This is a genomic window from Flavobacterium sp., assembly GCF_031423415.1.
GTDB lineage: Bacteria > Bacteroidota > Bacteroidia > Flavobacteriales > Flavobacteriaceae > Flavobacterium.
The window spans coordinates 1-15,029 of the sequence record NZ_JANPFL010000010.1 but is presented as its reverse complement, the minus strand read 5'-3'; the positions used below and the strand labels follow the sequence as shown (position 1 = coordinate 15,029).

Sequence of the window (15,029 nt, the reverse complement as noted above, 5' to 3'; positions counted from 1 at the left end):
AATTAAAACTTTAAACTATTTTTGTCAGCCCGAAATTAACCTAATTTTGCGTTTTTATGCCAATTTTGGAAAAAAATTAACAACAACTACGATGATTAAAATATATCATAATTCCCGATGCGGAAAATCACGCGAATGTCTTGCTTTTTTGGAAGACTCTGGTCAACAATTTGAAGTTGTCAAATATCTTGACGAAATCCCTTCGTTTGAGGAATTGAAGTCTATCATCAAAAAATTAAACATAAAGCCGATTGAATTAGTACGTCAAAAAGAAAAAATTTGGATAGAAAATTTCAAAAATAAACAATTATCGGATGATGAAATTATTCAAGCTATGATTACGAATCCCATTCTTATCGAAAGACCTATCGTCATTAAAGGAAACAAAGCTGTAATAGCAAGACCTAAGGAAAAAGTCATAGCGATTCTTTAGAGATATTTCGTAAGGACTTTAACAAACTATTATGATTTGTACCTTAAACCATCTTCTATTTTTGCATTCTAATTAAGATATAAAAAACCTTTGATGAAAAACCTTAAATTTACTATAATTTTACTATTGATATTGACTTCAATAAAGAACTACTCTCAAAATAATTATTCTCAGCAAAGACCTCAGGTTGCAAAAATAAAAATCAAAGGAACTGTCATCGAAAAGATGAGCAAACAACCTCTCGAATATGCTACAATTACTTTTGTAAATCCCAACTATCCTAAAGGAATTTCAGGAGGAATTACAAATTCGAAAGGAGAATTTGATGTTGATATTAATCCAGGAACTTATGACATTAAAATAGAATTCATCTCATTTAAACCCACCCTATTCACTCAACGAAAACTTCAGCAAAGTACTAATTTAGGTCAAATCGCTTTAGAAGAAGATTTTTCACAATTGAACGAAGTAGTGGTTCGTGCAGATAAAACATCTGTCGAAATTAAACTTGACAAAAAAGTATACAGTGTTGGCAATGACTTGATAGTGAAAGGAGGCACTGTAAGTGATGTATTAAATAACATTCCATCCGTCTCGGTAGACTCAGAGGGAACAATAAGTTTACGAGGAAATGAAAACGTCACTATATTTATTGACGGGAAACCTTCAAATGCTGTCAATATCAACGAAGCACTCCGATTAATTTCTGCAGATGCGATAGACAAAGTGGAGGTAATTACTAATCCATCCGCTAGATATGACGCCGAAGGCGGAGCAGGAATTTTAAATATCATTCTCAAAAAAGGAAAAAATCAAGGACTTAACGGAACTTTTATTGGCGCATTGGGTACACCAAGAAACAATAGCCTTAGCGGAACGTTGAACTACAAAACAGAAAAATACAACTTGTTTACAAATCAAGGATATGCTGATAGATTGGCTCTCGGCAACGCATTATATGAAACCAATTATTTAAACCCAAAACCAAACTCACCCAACTACATCAAAGAAATTAGGGACGCAAAAGATAACAGCAAAAGCTATAACGGGAATTTAGGTCTTGAGGTATTTTTAAATAACTCGACCACCTGGGTCAATACTATCAATTACAGAAACAGTAATGAGCAAAATGTAGATGATGTAAACTACGATAACCAATATATCGACCTCGCAAAAAACTACACTAGAACCAGAGTTAGTAACGAAGAAAATAAAGAGGAAGATTTTGAATTCAAATCCAATCTTCAAAAAAAATTCAAAAAAGAGGGGCATAAATTAGATGTTGATGTTCAAATTTCTAGTAACAACGAAAAAGAGATAGCCGATATCGTGGACAGTCAAAACGGTAAAGATTTTACTGAAAATAAACAAAAAAACAACCGAGAATTATTTCAATTGGATTATGTTTTGCCGTTTGGCGAAAGAAGTCAGTTTGAGGCAGGATATCGCGGGAATTTTGTCAATCAACTGACTGATATAACTGTTTTTAATAACGGTATTTTAAATACGAACTTTACGAATAAATTAGAATACATCGAAAACGTAAATGCATTTTACACACAATATGGACTTAAAGTAAACAAATTTTCATATCTGTTTGGGCTTCGTTGGGAAGACACTAATGTGAATGTGAATCAATTAACCAACAATGATTTCAACGTTAAAAAATATAATAATTTCTTTCCATCTGCTTTTGTAACTTATAAAATTTCAGAAGAAAGCAGCTTATCCTTAAACTATAGCCGCAGAATTACACGCCCTAGAGGGAGATTAATCAATCCATTTAGCAATTATTCGAGTAACATCAACATATTTCAAGGCAATCCTGATTTAGACCCTGCAATGACCAATGCAATCGATTTTGGATTTCTGAAAAATTGGTCGAAATTTTTAGTAAGCACTTCTATCTACACCAATAGGACCACCGACACTTTTCTTTATGTTCGAGTGAATTCTGGCGACGAAGTAAATGGAGTGCCTGTAATCATTACTACTCCAATCAATTTAGCCACAGAAAACCGACTTGGGTTTGAATTCAATTTAAATTACTCTCCTTATAAATGGTGGAAGTTAAATAGTAATTTCAATTTTTTTAATATTGATACAAAAGGCAATTATACGTACACCGATTTCAATAGTATTGAAATCACACAAAATTTTGATCAAAAAACAACTTCTTGGTCAGCTAGATTAAATTCAAAAGTGACCTTACCCACAAAAATCGATTGGCAAACTAATATGAATTACTTTGGTGACCAAAAAACTGCGCAGGGTAAATTTATTGGCATTTTTGCAATGAATTTGGGATTTAGCAAAGATGTTTTAAAAGATAAAGCTACTTTGGCATTCAATATTAGTGATGTTTTTAATTCAAGAAAAATGAAAATAGAAACCCTAATTCCAGGCGTTATAGATGCTTATTCTGAAAGACAAAGAAGTGTTCGGCAATTTACACTTTCGTTCACCTATCGATTGAACAAATCGAAAAACGAAAGAGAAAAACAACCTCGACGAGAAGAAGAAGGTGGTGGTGATATGCAAGGATAATCACTTTTTCAATAGGGATTATATTTGTATACTATAAATTTAGAAAGACCTGTGAAAAAATAATCCTTCATAGGTCTTTTTATGTAATGTCATTATTCGGATGTAGAAATTATTCGTCTTAAACACTATCTTAGCAGTAAATTAAATCAAAAATCTATCAAATTCATAGTTATGACAAACATAATCGTTTTAGGAGCAGGAATGGTTGGTAGCGCAATAGCATCCGATTTATCAAAAAAACATTCGGTTACGTTGGCAGACCTTAATAACCAAAGACTGGAAACAGTCAAAATAAAATATCCAACAATTGAAATTTTGCAAGTTGATGTTTGTGACAAACCCAAACTTCAATCGGTGCTTGCTGCTTTTGATTTTGTGGTTTGCGCTGTTCCCGGATTTTTGGGTTTCGAAACGATAAAAACTATAATTGAAGCCGGAAAAAATGTGGTGGATATTTCATTCTTTCCTGAAAATGCGCTCGAATTAGATGCTTTGGCAAAAGCCAAAGAGATAACAGCCATCGTGGATTGCGGCGTTGCGCCAGGAATGCACAATATCATCCTGGGTTATTATAATGAAAAACTAAAACTGACTGATTTTGAAACCTTAGTCGGTGGTTTACCAAAAGTTAAAAAATGGCCTTTTAACTACAAAGCACCATTTTCGCCCGTCGATGTTATTGAAGAATATACCCGACCTGCACGTTATGTCGAAAACGGAACTATCGTAATCCGAGATGCGTTAACCGACTGCGAATTGATAGAATTTGACAAAGTGGGAACCTTAGAATCTTTCAATTCTGATGGATTGCGCTCCATACTATTTACGATGCCACACATCAAAAATATGAAGGAAAAAACATTGCGTTATCCCGGTCACGTTGAATATGTAAAAGTTTTGAAAGACAGCGGATTCTTTAGTGAAAACAAAATAATGATAAACGGAACTGAAATTTCACCACTCGATTTCACTAGTAAAATCCTTTTCAACGAATGGAAATTAGGAGAAACCGAAGAAGAATTAACAGTAATGCGTATCACCTTAAAAGGAAAAAATGATACTGGAGAAACAGAGGAAGTAGTCTATAACTTATACGATGAATATTGCCCAGAAACGCAAACCTCATCAATGGCAAGAACTACGGGATATACTGCAACAGCTGTCGCTTCGCTGTTTTTAGAAGGTTTATTTACAGAAAAAGGTGTTTTCCCACCGGAATTAATAGGGAAACACGAAACTTGCTTCCACTATATTTTGAATTATTTAGCAGCCCGAAATGTACACTATATAAAAACGCAAACTATACAAAACGAATAACGTATAGTCATTTTATATATCTTTGAATCCTAAATAACAAGACCATGAATAGTAAAAAAAGAACTGCTGTTATAGCAATAATACTCATTATTGCAATTGGAAATTACACTAGAATTATAGATCACGGCGCTATTCGCGCTGTAGAATTTCTATCTATATTTGTCATTGGTGCATTAACTTCTTTGTTGATAAGAGAAGTGGCCACCATTATTAAACAAAAATAAATTGATGAAAAACACACAAATCCTTGTACTATTCCTTATTGGCACTTTGCTTATTAGTATAGGAGTTGCATTCAAAGTAACAAATGAACGAAAAGATTGGACAACTTTTTTCTTAATCATCGGAATGACTTTTGAAGCAGTTGCCGGAATTTTGTTGATTCTAAAATTATTCAAGAAAAAAAACGATTCCGATTCTTTTTTAGATAGTTAATTCTCACTTCAATGAACATCAAACTCATCGCCATTGGTAAAACGGATAAAAAAAATTTGCAATCCCTGATTGACGAGTACCAAAAGCGTTTGTCCTTTTACATCAAGTTCGACTTGGAGATAATTCCTGATAGTAAGAATGTAAAAAACTTGTCAGAAAGTCAGCAAAAAGAAAAAGAAGGCGACATGATTTTGGCTAAGATAACGCCAACCGACCAACTAATTTTATTGGACGAAAACGGAAAAACCTTTTCGAGCGTATCTTTTTCAGAAGAATTGCAAAAGAAAATGAATTCAGGAGTGAAGACTTTGGTTTTCGTAATTGGTGGACCTTATGGTTTTTCTGAAACGGTTTATGCCAAAGCGCACGGAAAAATCTCGCTTTCGCTAATGACTTTTTCGCATCAAATGGTGCGTTTATTTTTTATCGAACAATTGTACCGCGGATTCACGATTTTGAAAAATGAACCTTATCATCATCAGTGATTTAAAGTTTGAAGTTTTGATATCTGTCTAATGTTTCATTTTCAAATAACATTTAACAAACAACTTAATATCAGATATTTAATACGAAAAATATAAGATGAATTTGTTTGAGTGTTAATCAGTTATTAAAAAAAAATTAAATTTGTAAACAATTCAAATCTTTTGAAAAAACATCTTGTATGTTTGTATACCTTTTTAAACAACAAATTATTAACTTTATTTTTTAATCTAAAACAAACATTATGAAAAACTTATTTAAAATTGCAGCATTTACTTTCTTTTTAACTTTGATTATCTCTTGTGATAAGGATGATGCAGTAAACGACAATGTAACTTTCACAGCTACTTTGAGTGGTGCGAATGAGGTGCCAGCAAACACATCTACCGCAGTAGGAACAGCAACGCTTGTGTACAACAAAACTACCAAAATGTTCACCATTGCTGTTGTACATAGTGGATTAACACCAACTGGTGGACACATTCACAAAGGGGCAGCTGGAACTAATGGAGGTGTAGTTTTTGGTTTTACAAATCTAGCTTCACCTATTTCTTACACTAGTGGTGCATTAACAGCAGAACAAGAAGCAGATCTTAATGCAGGGCTTTATTATGTAAATTTGCATACAGCAGCAATTCCTTCTGGAGAAATCAGAGGAAATTTAGTTAAACAATAGCAATATTTTTGGCTTAATGCTAGATGAAACCTTAATCTTTTATAGAGATTAAGGTTTTTTTTATTTATTATCTTTTGATTAAATAATAAAAAAGTGCTGAATTATGTATAAAAAAATTACGGGTTATAAAGCAACCTCATATCGAAAAAGCAATTAGTTTTAATAATCTAATAAACGAATTCTTCTTTATTTTCAATTTTTAAACTTTGGATTAAAATTTCATTCTGAATATAAGTTCCATAACTCATATCTTCATCAAAACCGAATCTAATCATTTTGGTCTTATCTTTAAAACTATTTAAAAAATGTTTCAATTCTTCACGACTTCCTGAAAAGCCATCGACAAAAATTTCATTTTTTTTTGAAAAAAACACAACAAAACTATACATTGGTTTCCCCATTTTATAATACACTTTCGTGAATGGAAGAAACGCCATATTCTTGCCAATACTATCCGCATACGAATAATAATTTTCGGCTAATTCATTTTTGTGGGCAACTTCATTTCGCTTTTTTTCCTGCAATTTAATCACTTCGGGAATAACCAATCGCAGCGGTAATCGCTTGTCGATATTGAGAATCCAATTGGTTGAAATAATCGAATTTTTTCGGTTTACTTCTGCCAAAGTATCTTTGCCTTTGGTTCTAAAGAAAATATAAATTGGCGAATGATCAAGCACATCCGAAACGATGGTCACATCAGATTTTGGTAACAAAATGTCTTCTTTGTTTCCGCAGGAAAATAGAATAAAAAGAAAAATTATGGTACAATATTTCATTACTGATTGTTGATTTTATTAAACAAAGTGACACATTCCATCGCTTCTTTCACATCGTGAACCCGAAGAATTTTGGCTCCCTTGGTCAACGCAATAGTATTCAAAACAGTTGTTCCGTTTAAAGCTTCTTCCGCAGAAGATTGTAAAGTTTTATAAATCATAGATTTTCTAGAAAATCCCGCCAATAAAGGCAATTCCAAAATTTCGAACAATTCCATTTTTTGTAAAACTTCGTAATTTTGATCCAACGTTTTGGCAAAACCAAATCCAGGATCAACAATCAAATCATTGATGCCGTAACTTCTCGCTCTAGCCACTTTTTCAGAAAAATAGAACAATATTTCCTTGACAATATCTTCATAACTTGTCATCATTTGCATCGTTTCAGGTGTTCCTCGCATGTGCATCATTATGTACGGAACATTGTATTTTGCAATGGTTTCCAGCATTTTATCATCTAGATTTCCTGCTGAAATATCGTTAACAATAGCCGCTCCGTTTTCGATGCAAACTTTGGCAACTTCACTTCTAAAAGTATCAACAGAAAGTAGCGTTTCAGGATAATATTCTAAAATCAAATTAATAATAGGAATAATTCTTTGCAATTCTTCCTCTTCCGAAACGTATTCTGCATTAGGCTTGCTAGAGTATGCACCAACATCGATGAACGTCGCTCCGTCGTTGAGCATTTTCCCCACTTTAGTCAGCATTGCACTACTACTTTTATACATTCCCCCATCATAAAATGAATTGGGGGTCACATTCAAAATCCCCATCACTTTGGGCGTTGTCAAATCAATCAGTTGCCCTTTGCAGTTTATTGTCATCTCAAATCAAATTTCGTTAGTTATCATTTTTACATCCCATAAATATTCCTTAATTTTGGAGAAATTTTTTTGACAAATATAACCAATAAATGAACATTACTTCTCAACAATATGATAGCGTAATTGCAATTTGTCGCTCGCTATTTATCAATAAAATGAAAGATTACGGTAGTGCTTGGCGCATTTTGAGATTGCCTTCACTTACAGACCAAATTTTTATTAAAACCCAAAGAATAAGGAGTTTACAGGAAAATGAAGTTCAGAAAATCGTAGATGATGAAACTGGAGAATTCATCGGAATCATCAATTATTCTATTATGGCTTTGATACAATTAGAACTTGGGGTTGTCGAAAAACCAGATATCAATCCTGAAAAAGCAATCGAATTATATGATGCCAAAGTGAAATGGACCAAAGATTTGATGGAAGATAAAAACCACGATTATGGCGAGGCTTGGCGCGAAATGAGAGTAAGTTCTTTAACCGATTTGATTTTGCAAAAACTGCTTAGAGTAAAGCAAATTGAAGACAATAAAGGAAAAACTTTGGTTTCTGAAGGCATCGATGCTAACTATCAAGATATGATTAATTATGCTGTTTTTGCTTTAATTTTAATGAAAAATGTTAAATAACAAATAGCAAAAATCAAATAACAAATAAATTCAAAATCGAAAAAAAAATCAAAATTCAAAATGGTATGGAGCCAAAAAAATACGATTTAGAAGAACGAACTTTGAAATTCGCAATAGATTCAAGATTATTTTTAAAAAAATTACCGAGAAACATTTCTAATATTGAAGATGCTAAACAATATGTGAGATCATCTGGTTCGGTAGGAGCTAATTATATTGAAGCTAATGAATCTTTGAGTAAGAAAGATTTTTGTTTTAGAATTAAAATTTGCAGAAAAGAAGCAAAAGAAAGCAGTTATTGGTTAAAAATAATGAGAGCTACCAACACAGAATTTGAAACAGAAATTAATGTATTGATACAAGAATCAGACGAACTTAAAAAAATATTTTCAGCCATACTTGAAAAGTCATCCTAAGCCAGTTAAAATTTTATTTACTTTTTTTAAGTTTTGTAAATTTAAAAAATTAATTTTTAGAATTTATTTGTTATTTGATTTTTGTTTTTTGGAATTTATACAATTTGGAATTTAAGAAAAATATGAAAAACTTCATTACCCAATTCTCTAGACTTTTCGTCGGGATTTTATTCATTATCTCAGGATTGATAAAACTTAATGATCCTTTAGGATTCTCCTATAAATTGGACGAATATTTTAGTGAACCCGTTTTCAATATACCTTTTTTTGTGCCTTTTTCATTGGCAATAGCCTTGTTTTTGGTCATTTTGGAAGTAGTTTTAGGTTTTATGTTACTCATTGGTTACAAATCAAAATGGACTATTTGGAGTTTGTTGCTTTTGGTAGTTCTCTTTACATTTCTGACTTTTTATTCGGCTTATTTTGATGTGGTTAAAGACTGCGGCTGTTTTGGTGATGCGCTACATTTAACACCTTGGCAATCATTTTCTAAAGATTTAATATTGCTGTTTTTTATTCTAATTTTATTTTACAATCAAAAATATATCAAACCATTATTTACTGCTAAAATTCAAAATATTTTGGTTTTGACAAGCATTGCTTTGTGTTCCTTTATGGGATATTGGGTTCTTAATCATTTACCGTTGAAAGATTTTAGACCATATAAAGTGGGAACAAACATTCGCAAATCAATGGAAATTCCTGACAATGCTCCAAAAAGTGTAGTCGAAATGATTTTTATTTATAAAGTCAAAGGAGTTGATAAAGAATTTACCGAAAAAGATTTGATGTCGCTTCCTGAAGGAGCAGAATTTGTCGATAGAAAAGACAAAGTTATCGTTCAAGGTTACCAACCTCCTATTCACGATTTCAAATTAGAACTAGATGGAGAGGACAAAACTGATATGATATTATCTAAAGAAAAAGCAATCCTAATTGTGGCTTATGATTTAGAAAAAGCAAATAGTATAGGATTACAAAAAATAAATGATGTGTACAAAAAAGCGAATGCAAAAGGATATTATGTTGCCTTACTTACTGGCTCATCAACTGATGTAATTAATGATATAAAAAAGAAATATAGTTTTAATTTCGATATTCTTTTTTGTGATGCTACGGCTTTAAAAACTGTAGAAAGAGGGAATCCAAGTTTTGTTATTTTGAATTACGGAACAATTATTCAAAAAACACATTACAACGATGTTGATAATTTGAAATTATAAATTTTTATTAAAGTATTATGAGCAGTAGTAGAGAAAGAAAAAAAGGAAAAAAAATAAAATTAATCCTCATTTTTGTTAGTTGTATCATTTTTGGAATTGGGTATTATTTTTTAAATGTGGTTTCAGGTATTTTTAATGTTCCTTTAGGAGTTACATTCCACGTTGTATTTGGATGCACATTAATGGCAGTTTCTGGTCTATATATTGGTTACACCCTTAAACAATTGTTTTTTACTAAGAATAAAAAGCGAACCAAACACATCTATTTAGACGATACTATCGATAAAAAATAGAATTAATTGATTTGTCATCAGCATTTGCTAACGAAATCGAAATAGTACAATTGCCTGAAATAATGTGTTTTACTATTCCCTATTTTGTTTTTAAAATGTAACTTTGGGGAAAATTTCTAAGATGAAAAAAATACTTGTATTGCTTTTAGCTGTTATTAGTTTTTCTTGTTCTCAAGCCCAAAAGACTAGCTTTTCGAAAGAAGCTTTGTCGGAAACTTTACTTTCAAATAATGGAAAACAAGTCACTTTTAAAGACATTCTAAAAAGTCATAAAGGCAAAACTCTAGTTATCGAAATTTGGGCATCTTGGTGTGGCGATTGTGTCAAAGCAATGCCTAAAATAAAAGAACTACAAGCCAATAATCCTGCAGTAGATTATGTTTTCATCTCGATGGATAAAACAGTCGATAAATGGAAAGAAGGAATTAACAAACACGAACTCAGAGGTGAGCATTTTATGGCGAACGATCAAATGAAAGGGGTTTTTGGTAAAGCAATTGATTTAGACTGGATTCCAAGATACATAATTATCGACAAAACTGGAAAAATAGTGATTTACAGAGCTATTGAAACTGATTTTGAAAAAATTAATACAACATTGAAGGATTTGGGAAGTTAGAAGTTGGAAGTGCGAAGTTAGAAGTGGGAGTTTAGAAATCAGAAGTGGAATTATTTGTGCTTTTTTTGGCTTTGAATCTATTGAAATTAAAAAATAAAAATTAGAACTATAAATTAGAAACACAATTAAAATGAGAAAGAAAATTGTAGCAGGAAACTGGAAAATGCATAAAAATGCTGCTCAAACTGCAGAATTATTAAACGAATTAAAAACGCAAGTTTCAACTGAAAATAATGCACAAGTAATTGTAGCTCCAACTTTTGTGAATTTGGCTTTGGCAGCAAGTCTTTTGGAGTCAACTGCTATCAACGTTTCTGCGCAAAATATGCATCAAGCTGAAAGTGGCGCATACACTGGCGAAATTTCGGCTGATATGCTAAAAAGCGTTGGTGTAAATACCGTAATTTTGGGACATTCAGAACGCAGAGCGATTTTTCATGAAACTGATGCACTAATTGCGAACAAAGTAGATACGGCTTTGAAACACGATATAACCGTTATCTTTTGCTTTGGCGAAGAGTTGAAAGATCGTCAATCCAAAAACCATTTCAATATTGTTGAAAACCAATTGAAAGATGGTTTGTTTCATATTGAAGCGAAAGATTGGGAAAAAATTGTTTTGGCTTATGAGCCAGTTTGGGCGATAGGAACCGGAGAAACTGCCAGTCCTGAACAAGCACAGGAAATGCACGAATTTATTAGAGAAACCGTTCGTAAAGCTTTTGGAAGTGATATTGCCGAAGATGTTTCTATCCTTTACGGCGGAAGTGTAAAACCCGATAATGCAAAAGAAATTTTCTCTAAGCCAGATGTAGATGGAGGATTAATTGGTGGAGCTGCACTAAATTCAAAAGATTTCTTAGCGATAGTAAACGCCATATAAAAATTTAGATTAAACTTTTACTGAGTCCTCAATTATGAAAATAATTGGGGATTTTTTGTGCTTAAAAAATCATATTTCTTTAAATAACAAAACAAAAAAATACCATAAATTCTAGTTTGCCAATCAGATAATTAACCTTGTTGGTACCCAAAGCTCATTTGTGAAATTAAGTAAATGTTTAAACAAATTATAATGATTATAAATTGTAAAAAAAACATTTCTTTTATTCAAAAAAAAAGCAATAATTCGTTAACTTTATGGTGTTGGCTTTATCAAGCAGAAATACTTAATACTCTCTTCATCAAGCCATAAACTATAACTGGCTTCTTATATCAAAAATATTTACTTATCGAAAAAACTACACTTTTAATCTCCTAAAGTGGAAACCAGAAACCACGGTAAAAAACGGGGTGGAACCGAAAAACCTTACGAGTAGGGAAATTTAAATCATTTTATAATGAAAAATTTTACTTTTATTATGGTTTTGATATTCTTAGGATTATCAAATGCTACTGCGGTAGCACAAGGAAGTTGGAGTTTACAAACCAATCCAACAGCAAATGCTGGAGAATCGATGCAATTTGTAAGCGCTACTGAAGGTTGGATTGGATTGTCATCCAATAAATTGTTGCACACAACAAATGCTGGTGCTCTGTGGAGTGTGGTAGCTCCTAATAATACAGATAACACCTCAGGAACAGATGCGCCTGGTTCTCGAATTAGTTTTATCAATCCTTCTACAGGTTGGGTTTTGAAATCGCTTACAGATGCATCTAACAATTCTCTTGGTGCTGTTTTATACAAAACAACAAATGCTGGTACGACCTGGAATCGAACCATAATTTCAACCACAGCAGGAGATACTGGAATTCAAGTTCAATTTGTTGATGCCAATAATGGTTGGGTTTTAATTTTCAATATGAATACTAGTATAGCTACATTCTTGAAAACTAATGATGGTGGTACTACTTGGACTGTTACAGATGGCAGAGGTATTTTTTACTATGTAAATGCAACTACTGGCTATGCATTCTCTGCAGGTCCTAATTTGGAACCACCTTATTACATAATGAAAACAACTAATGGAGGAACTAATTGGAGCTTTCAATACATGGATAATACTATTGGTTCGTTTAACGCAGTAGAATTTACAGATGCAAATAATGGATGGATTGTTGGGGACAAAGGAAAGATATTTCATACTACAAATGGAGGAACTACCTGGAATCAAATAACCAACAGTGGTTGTAACACCAATTACAACATCAATACAATTTCATTTATAAACAATTCTACAGGATGGATAGCCGCAAAAAATAACTCAAATGGAAATCATTTAGTCTTATCAACATCAGATGCTGGTGTAACTTGGTCAACGCAAACACTCCCCTTTAACTACGATGTATTTTCAATGGATTTTTGGGATGCTAATAACGGTTGGGCTGCTTCTGATTATGGACCTATCGCAAAATATAGTGTTTCCAACGGCATTTATTCAAATGCAACTTTAAATGGACCGTGGTTTATGTATAGAGATCTATCTCCAATAGATACCAGTAATGATAATTTGGCATATTTTGTTTTTGATGGCAATGGACATATTTCCGATTTTAATGGTTTTGGTGGACCTTGGACTAATAGTACTTACAGCGTTAGTCCTAGTGGTTTGATTTCTGGTTTTCTTACTAATGGTAGTGAAAGTTTTCCTTTTGGAGGTCAACTAATTTCTGATACAGAAGGTATTGGTGGAAATTGGAAATTCCACAAAATTGCCAATGCTGGAGCTTTGAAAGATAAAATAGCGGGAACATTAACAACTGCTAATTGCGACTCAAGAAGCGTTACTTTCAACATCGATAGCAATGGAATTATAACTTCTGCGGCGGGATTGGCTGGACCAGTTATTGGAAGAGTATATGCAGATTTAGGAGTTTACATCGGTCATATGAACACCGGAGAAATGGGAGAATGGCACGAACTTTCGATTATGGGTTATTATAATAACAATAATTTAAATGGCCAACTCGCATTGGAAACTAATAGCTGTACCAACCAAGTATCAAATTTGGTTCGTAGTAATAATCAACCAATAAATACAGATTGGACGCTTCAAACCAATCCATTAGGCACCAGAATGTGCGGAGCTATGCAATTTGTGAGTGCAACAGAAGGATGGATTTCTATTGCGCCGGGTGGACTTTTACACACTACGGATGGTGGAAACACTTGGACTGAAAAAGTGCTAAACCTTACTGACATACTTGGTTCACCTTCTGACCCTGGTCTTAACTTAAGTTTTATTAGTACAACAACAGGTTGGGTTCTCAAAACTTTTGGAACTTTTGAAAGTCCTCTTGGTGCTGTGGTATATAAAACTACTAATGGTGGAGCAACTTGGAATAAGAAAGTAATATCAACAACAGCTGGAGATGTTGGCTTTCAACTTCAATTTGTAGATGTCAACACAGGGTGGTTACTACTTTATAATTTTAGTACTGGCATTCCAACTTTCTTAAAAACCACTGATGGCGGGTCTAATTGGATTCCAGCAAATGGTGCGGGAATTTTTAGTTTTGTTGATGCCAATAGCGGTTGGGCTTATTCTTCAGCCAACCAATTACCACCTTATACTATTTATAAAACAACTAATGGCGGCACAAACTGGACTCCTATAGCGACAGATAATACTACTGGAGAAATTAGTAAAATGAAATTTTTTGATTTAAGTAATGGTTGGATTGTTGGTAAAAACGGAAAAATTCTCAAAACTATAAACGGTGGTATCAATTGGACTCCAATCATTAATACAGGAATCACAAGTGAATATAAAAACAAAAGTGTCCATTTCATAAATCCTAACGTTGGATGGATATCGAGCAAACGTGATAATAGCAATGATAATGCAATTGTACTTCATACTACTGACGGAGGCACAAGTTGGACTACACAAAGCACTCCATCAAATTACTCTATATTTAGCATCTATTTTTGGGATGCAAATAATGGCTGGTTTACAGGTGATTATGGTTTAATAGCAAGATATACAGGCACATTAGATGTTAAAAAAAATGTAGTCAATAAATTCATCACTATTTACCCAAATGCAAATAACGGAACCTTTTATTTCAGTTTGAAAGATGTCAATTCAAAAGTGAAAGCCGAAATTTATACACTTTCTGGACAAAAGGTCTATGAAGCTTCAAACTTTGAAATACAACCCCAAAACGAAGTCAATTTTACTCCACAGGCCAAAGGAATTTATTTGATAAAAATTACCGATGGAGAAAACACTTATTCAGAAAAAATTATGATCAAATAATCATTATTAATCATTATTGTCCGATAAAAAAGAAGCCAAATTAATGGCTTCTTTCAAAGAATCGTATTTTTGTATTGCAAAACATAAATTACGATGGACAAAAATAGCTATTTTTCGACAAAATCTGTTTTCGGACAGTTGATTTCT

At 32.7% G+C, this 15,029-nt stretch carries 16 protein-coding genes; 14 read left to right on the top strand and 2 right to left on the bottom strand.

Features of this window, described 5'->3' with window-relative positions; all coding sequences use genetic code 11:
- Nucleotides 1-91 precede the first annotated feature (91 nt).
- The 7 genes from arsC to RMO83_RS01055 all read left to right on the top strand — a co-directional run bounded on the left by arsC (nucleotide 92) and on the right by RMO83_RS01055 (nucleotide 5,891).
- A complete protein-coding gene (arsC, locus tag RMO83_RS01085) occupies nucleotides 92-433 on the top strand; it encodes an arsenate reductase (glutaredoxin) (RefSeq protein WP_310557823.1) in 342 nt (113 codons plus the stop codon).
- A gap of 93 nt (nucleotides 434-526) precedes the next feature.
- Entirely contained in the window at nucleotides 527-2,980 is a 2,454-nt protein-coding gene (locus RMO83_RS01080) for an outer membrane beta-barrel family protein (RefSeq protein WP_310557822.1), read from the top strand.
- Between the two features lie 171 nt (nucleotides 2,981-3,151).
- On the top strand, nucleotides 3,152-4,297 hold the full coding sequence (locus RMO83_RS01075; protein WP_310557821.1) for a saccharopine dehydrogenase C-terminal domain-containing protein: 1,146 nt from the start codon (nucleotides 3,152-3,154) through the stop codon (nucleotides 4,295-4,297).
- 44 nt (nucleotides 4,298-4,341) lie between these two features.
- Nucleotides 4,342-4,521 carry a hypothetical protein gene (locus tag RMO83_RS01070; protein WP_310557820.1) on the top strand — a complete coding sequence of 60 codons (180 nt, stop codon included), beginning with the start codon at nucleotides 4,342-4,344 and terminating at the stop codon, nucleotides 4,519-4,521.
- A 4-nt stretch (nucleotides 4,522-4,525) separates the two neighbouring features.
- Nucleotides 4,526-4,732, top strand: a complete 207-nt coding sequence (locus RMO83_RS01065) for a hypothetical protein (protein WP_310557819.1) — start codon at nucleotides 4,526-4,528, stop codon at nucleotides 4,730-4,732.
- 11 nt (nucleotides 4,733-4,743) lie between these two features.
- The gene (gene rlmH / locus RMO83_RS01060) at nucleotides 4,744-5,217 is read left to right on the top strand and encodes a 23S rRNA (pseudouridine(1915)-N(3))-methyltransferase RlmH (RefSeq protein WP_310557818.1); all 474 of its coding nucleotides are present in this window, start codon (nucleotides 4,744-4,746) and stop codon (nucleotides 5,215-5,217) included.
- A 242-nt stretch (nucleotides 5,218-5,459) separates the two neighbouring features.
- The gene (locus RMO83_RS01055) at nucleotides 5,460-5,891 is read left to right on the top strand and encodes a CHRD domain-containing protein (protein ID WP_310557817.1); all 432 of its coding nucleotides are present in this window, start codon (nucleotides 5,460-5,462) and stop codon (nucleotides 5,889-5,891) included.
- A gap of 167 nt (nucleotides 5,892-6,058) precedes the next feature.
- On the opposite strand, the gene RMO83_RS01050 is transcribed toward RMO83_RS01055, so the two are convergent.
- Nucleotides 6,059-6,670, bottom strand: a complete 612-nt coding sequence (locus tag RMO83_RS01050; protein ID WP_310557816.1) for a hypothetical protein — start codon at nucleotides 6,668-6,670, stop codon at nucleotides 6,059-6,061.
- Nucleotides 6,670-7,497, bottom strand: coding sequence for a dihydropteroate synthase (folP, locus tag RMO83_RS01045; RefSeq protein ID WP_310557815.1), 828 nt, complete (start codon nucleotides 7,495-7,497; stop codon nucleotides 6,670-6,672). Before folP ends, RMO83_RS01050 begins: the two co-directional genes overlap by 1 nt.
- An 89-nt stretch (nucleotides 7,498-7,586) precedes the next feature.
- Between folP and RMO83_RS01040 the strand changes: the two genes are divergently transcribed.
- From RMO83_RS01040 to RMO83_RS01010, 7 genes are all read left to right on the top strand, one after another.
- Entirely contained in the window at nucleotides 7,587-8,129 is a 543-nt protein-coding gene (locus RMO83_RS01040) for a DUF1599 domain-containing protein (RefSeq protein WP_310557814.1), read from the top strand.
- A gap of 65 nt (nucleotides 8,130-8,194) precedes the next feature.
- Nucleotides 8,195-8,545 carry a four helix bundle protein gene (locus tag RMO83_RS01035; protein WP_310557813.1) on the top strand — a complete coding sequence of 117 codons (351 nt, stop codon included), beginning with the start codon at nucleotides 8,195-8,197 and terminating at the stop codon, nucleotides 8,543-8,545.
- A gap of 122 nt (nucleotides 8,546-8,667) precedes the next feature.
- Nucleotides 8,668-9,768, top strand: a complete 1,101-nt coding sequence (locus tag RMO83_RS01030; RefSeq protein ID WP_310557812.1) for a BT_3928 family protein — start codon at nucleotides 8,668-8,670, stop codon at nucleotides 9,766-9,768.
- 17 nt (nucleotides 9,769-9,785) lie between these two features.
- Nucleotides 9,786-10,061 (top strand): hypothetical protein, encoded by a 276-nt coding sequence (locus RMO83_RS01025; RefSeq protein WP_310557811.1) that lies wholly within the window; start codon nucleotides 9,786-9,788, stop codon nucleotides 10,059-10,061.
- Nucleotides 10,062-10,182: 121 nt separating this feature from the next.
- The gene (locus tag RMO83_RS01020) at nucleotides 10,183-10,680 is read left to right on the top strand and encodes a TlpA disulfide reductase family protein (RefSeq protein ID WP_310557810.1); all 498 of its coding nucleotides are present in this window, start codon (nucleotides 10,183-10,185) and stop codon (nucleotides 10,678-10,680) included.
- A 130-nt stretch (nucleotides 10,681-10,810) separates the two neighbouring features.
- The gene (tpiA, locus tag RMO83_RS01015; protein ID WP_310557809.1) at nucleotides 10,811-11,563 is read left to right on the top strand and encodes a triose-phosphate isomerase; all 753 of its coding nucleotides are present in this window, start codon (nucleotides 10,811-10,813) and stop codon (nucleotides 11,561-11,563) included.
- A 457-nt stretch (nucleotides 11,564-12,020) separates the two neighbouring features.
- Nucleotides 12,021-14,882: a YCF48-related protein gene (locus RMO83_RS01010; RefSeq protein ID WP_310557808.1), complete on the top strand. Its 2,862-nt coding sequence runs from the start codon at nucleotides 12,021-12,023 to the stop codon at nucleotides 14,880-14,882.
- Nucleotides 14,883-15,029: the final 147 nt, after the last annotated feature.